We start from the raw sequence: 1,102 nt of genomic DNA on the forward strand, positions 1-1,102 counted from the left end.
GCGTATTCGGCGGTTTCCATCAGATTCAGACGGCCTTCAACCTGCCCTATTATCTGAAAAACCTGCTGTGGTTTGCCTTGCCTGCCTGGCCGCTGGCAGCATGGACGCTCAGCCGCACGCGTATCCACGATAAAAACTGGGGCATTCTGAGCCTGTCGTGGCTGGTTATTATGACAGCCCTACTTGCCATCAACCCGCAACGCCTGCAAGACAACCTCGTTTGGCTGTTGCCGCCGCTCGCCCTGCTCGGCGCGGCACAACTGGACGGCCTGCGTCGCGGTGCAGTGGCATTTATCAACTGGTTCGGCATCATGGCATTCGGTTTGATTGCCGTCTTCCTGTGGCTGGGCTTTTTCGCCATGAACTACGGCTGGCCTGCCAAACTGGCCGAACGCGCCGCCTATTTCAGCCCGTATTACATCCCCGACATTGACCCGATTCCGATGACCGTCGCCCTGCTGTTTACCCCGTTATGGCTCTGGGCGATTACGCGTAAAAACATCCGTGGCCGCCAAGCCGTAACCAACTGGGCAGCCGGCGTGACCTTGGCCTGGGCCTTGCTGATGACCCTGTTTTTACCATGGCTCAACGCCGCCAAAAGCCATGCGCCGGTGGTTCACCAAATGGAAGCCGCGCTTTCTTCCGAATTGAAACAGAAAATTTCAGACGGCCTCGAATGTATCAGCATCGACGGCCAAGACCAGCGCACACGAATCGCGTGGACACAATACAGCCATATTAAAACCACGACCGACAACCCATCCTGCCGCTACCGCCTCATCCGCCAAGCCGCCAACATCGGCGCACCTTCGGGCTGGCAAACCTTGTGGCAAGGCGCAAGACCGCGCAACAAAGCCGAGACTTTCCTATTGCTGGAAAAAACTTCAGCGCAATAAATCACACCAGCCTCAAAACTGAATACCCCTGGTTCAACAAAGGCCGTCTGAAAGAACTTTTATCCTTTCAGACGGCCTTTGACTTACTTTAACACCGCTTCCCGTACAATGGCCCTTTTCCCTTATCTGCCTAAAAACATGAAACCCAACCGCCTTTTGCCCCTCGTCCTCTTATTGACCGCCCTCTCCGCCCATGCCAAAGATTT

General features: G+C 55.4%; 1 pseudogene. It reads left to right on the top strand.

From position 1 onward, the window contains the following. Positions 1-896: pseudogene (locus ACTHS3_RS14085) on the top strand (glycosyltransferase family 39 protein); the annotation flags it as partial. Between the last annotated feature and the right edge of the window lie 206 nt (positions 897-1,102).

The sequence above is a fragment of the Neisseria sp. P0009.S007 genome (assembly GCF_051962515.1).